This is a genomic window from Synechococcus sp. R8-2, from assembly GCF_047461715.1.
GTDB lineage: Bacteria > Cyanobacteriota > Cyanobacteriia > Thermostichales > Thermostichaceae > Thermostichus.
Map to the genome: position 1 here is coordinate 1 of NZ_JANSHQ010000501.1, position 3,298 is coordinate 3,298.

Annotated in this window: 2 protein-coding genes and 1 pseudogene; 2 read left to right on the forward strand and 1 reads right to left on the reverse strand. The window is 58.2% G+C overall.

The annotated features are described in order from the left end of the window. Nucleotides 1–1,106 (reverse strand): annotated as a pseudogene (locus NW819_RS11570) (S9 family peptidase); the annotation flags it as partial. Nucleotides 1,107–1,479: 373 nt separating this feature from the next. On the opposite strand from NW819_RS11570, the gene urtA reads away from it, so the two are divergent. Next, nucleotides 1,480–2,760, forward strand: coding sequence for an urea ABC transporter substrate-binding protein (urtA, locus tag NW819_RS11575; protein ID WP_414413834.1), 1,281 nt, complete (start codon nt 1,480–1,482; stop codon nt 2,758–2,760). Between the two features lie 104 nt (nt 2,761–2,864). After that, on the forward strand, nt 2,865–3,298 hold a 434-nt coding region (locus NW819_RS11580; protein WP_414413835.1), incomplete at its 3' end, for an ABC transporter permease subunit.

Below are 3,298 nucleotides of genomic sequence, written 5' to 3' on the forward strand. Positions count from 1 at the left end.
GGCTCTGGGATCGACAGATAGTCGGGATCCACCGCCACGCTGCTGGAACGGGCCACCACCTCCACTTGGCTGGAGGGTAAGTCTAGGCAGACCAAGGCAGTGGCTTCCGTCGGGGATCCGGCCAGGAAAGCGGCTTTTTCCCCACTCACCTGCAAACCGCTGATCTGGGTGTAGGGCAAGGGGATCCCTGCCAACTGTCCTGAATGGGGATCCAGATAAGCCAGATGAGACAGCCCGTCTTGTTCATAACAGGCCAGGATGCGCCCATCCCCAGCAAAGCCGTAGGTGCTCAGGCCAAACACCCACTGCGGCTCTCCAAACTCCGCTTCCATAGGGCAGAGGGGAATGGGGCCCTGGGGATCCCAGCGATAGAGGTTCCACCAGCCGCTGCGATCCGAAACAAAGTAGAGATCCCCTTGCGGTGACCACTGGGGCTGGAAGATCGACTCGGCAGGGCCACCGGCCAGCTTTTGAGGTTCTCCCAAGCTGCCGTCAGGGTTCACCTCAGACCGCCACAGCTCTGTGCCGTCCCAGGGCATTTGGGGGTGATCCCAGGTCAGCCATACCAAGGTCTGGCCATCGGGGCTGAGGCGAGGGTTGGCATAGAAATTGTGCCCAGAGGCCAAAACGCGCTGGGATCCGCTTTCCAAGTCAATCGAGACAAGGCTGTTTTCCGGCTCTCCCTGGCGGCTGTGATCTTCCCGCACACAGAGGATGCGTCCACGCGCCCGATCCACCACCCCATCTGCATAGCGATAGGGGCCTGCTTCCGTCAGGGGCTGGGGATCTGAACCCGGCAGCAGGCGGTAGAGCCGTTGGTCAGCGAAGTTGCAAAAATACACTACCCCTGCCGACACCCAATAAGCTCCACCCCCATACTCATGCACCCGCGTCCGCACATTGAAAGGTGCCGGTGTCAGCTCCACCAGGATCCCGTCGGCAGAGCGCCGCATCAACACATTGCGCCCTTTTTCTTGCGGGCGGCCCTCCGTCCAGTAGAGATCCCCCTGATCCCAAACCATCTGTCCCAAGCGCAGGGATCCCGTCACCACCAGGTCAGCGGTAATCGGGGATCGCCAAGATCCATAGCCGGCCTGCTGCACCATAGGCTGTTAATTCTCCACCCCAGAACCCCTATTATGCCGGCAGCAAGGGATCCCTGCCTCTGCCTGCAGCCTGCGGGGAAAGGGCTCGGATTCTGGGAAAAGGTATCCCACGATACAATTCTCTCCGGGCCGAATGGGTTTGATGGAACACGTTAAGGCAACAGGGATGCACAACGCTTTCTCGACTGCAGGATTAGCCTTTTCCTCTGTTGAGGTTGGGAAGGCATTCGGTGAAAGCCTCAGCTGAGCGCAGTTGGGCAGGTTCAACACATGGGCGAGGTGATGAGCTAAGTGCTTCCCTCTGTTGGCCGGGCTGCTGCAACAACTGGACTTCTTAATACCCTTTGCACTCACTTCGTTTCGGAGATCACCGATGGCTCTATCATTTAATCGTCGTCAAGTGCTGAAAATGGGCGCTCTGGCCGGAGCCGGGGCTGCCCTAGGGCCGCAGATCTGGGTGAAGCGATCCGTGCCCGCCTACGCCCAGGGAGAGACCATCCGCGTTGGCATTTTGCACTCCCTTAGCGGCACCATGGCCATTTCAGAAACCAGCGTGGTGGATGCGGAAAAGCTGGCCATCAAAGAGATCAATGCCGCCGGTGGGGTTTTGGGCAAGCAGATCGAGCCGATTATCGAGGATGGGGCTTCCGATTGGCCAACCTTTGCCGAGAAAGCCACCAAATTGATCGATGTGGACAAGGTGGCAACGGTATTCGGCTGCTGGACTTCGGCCAGTCGCAAAGCGGTTTTGCCGGTGTTTGAATCCAAGCAGCACCTGCTCTGGTATCCCGTGCAGTACGAAGGACAAGAGTGCTCCAAAAACATCTTCTACACCGGCGCTGCCCCCAACCAGCAGATCGAGCCTTCGGTGGAATGGCTGCTCAAGAACAAGGGCAAAGAGTTCTTCCTGGTGGGATCCGACTACGTGTTCCCCCGCACGGCCAACACCATCATCAAGGCCCAGTTGGAAGCCCTGGGGGGCAAAGTGGTGGGTGAAGACTATCTGCCTTTGGGCAGCACAGAAGTTACCCCCATCATCAGCAAGATCCGGGCCGCTCTTCCCAATGGCGGTGTGATCTACAACAGCTTGAACGGCGACAGCAACGTGGCCTTTTTCAAACAACTGGAAGGGGCAGGGCTGGGGCCAGATCGCTATCCTTCCATGTCCGTCAGCATTGCTGAAGAAGAGGTACAGGCCATCGGCCCCGAATTCTTGGAAGGGCACTTCGCCGCCTGGAACTACTTTATGACGGTGGATACGCCTGCCAACAAGAAGTTTGTGGAAGCTTTCAAGGCAGAATACGGCCAAAACCGCGTCACCAACGACCCGATGGAAGCCGCCTACATCATGGTTTACATCTGGAAGCAGGCAGTGGAAAAAGCGGGAACAGTGGAAATCGACGCCGTGCGGCAGGCAGCCTATGGCCAGACCTTTGATGCCCCAGAAGGCTTGGTAACCATGAACACCAATCACCACCTGACCAAGTATGTGCGGATCGGCCAGGTGCGCTCTGACGGTTTGTTTGATGTCATCTTTTCTACGGATGCCGTGGAGCCGCAGCCCTGGAACCAGTTTGTGGCAGAGACCAAGGGCTTTGCCTGCGATTGGTCAGATCCGGCCAAGGGCGGTCGCTACAAAGTCAAAGTCAGCTAGTCCTGGCCAGGGCTGGGATCCCTTGCCGTTTGGATAGGGTTGGGGATCCCGCCTAGATGCTCGGTTAGCCTCCCTAGTTTAGTTGGAAGGAGGATCCCCTGCCCATGACCTTGCTCCTGGACAGCTTGTTCAACGGCATTAGCATCGGCACCGTCTTGCTAATAGCCGCCTTGGGCTTGGCCATTGTTTTCGGCCTCATGGGGGTCATCAACATGGCCCATGGGGAGCTGATGATGTTGGGGGCCTACACCACTTTTGTGGTTCAAAATGCCTTTCGTCCCCTAGGGGATCCCTGGCGGGATCTGTACATCTTCCCGGCTTTGGTAGCTGCCTTTGCCGTCACGGCTCTGGTGGGACTAGCCCTGGAGCGGGGGGTGATCCGCTTTTTGTATGGCCGACCGCTGGAAACCCTTCTGGCCACTTGGGGTGTGAGCCTGATCCTGCAGCAGTTTGTGCGCAGCGTCAATTGGGTGCTGGCTTTCCGCTTGGGGGCCTTCGCGGTGCTCTTTTTCGGCGGCTGGTGGCTTTTGTCCAGGCG

Bases quoted from the DNA above. Each gene is read 5' to 3' on its own strand.
- urtA (WP_414413834.1), top strand. From the start codon at position 1,480: ATGGCTCTATCATTTAATCGTCGTCAAGTGCTGAAAATGGGCGCTCTG.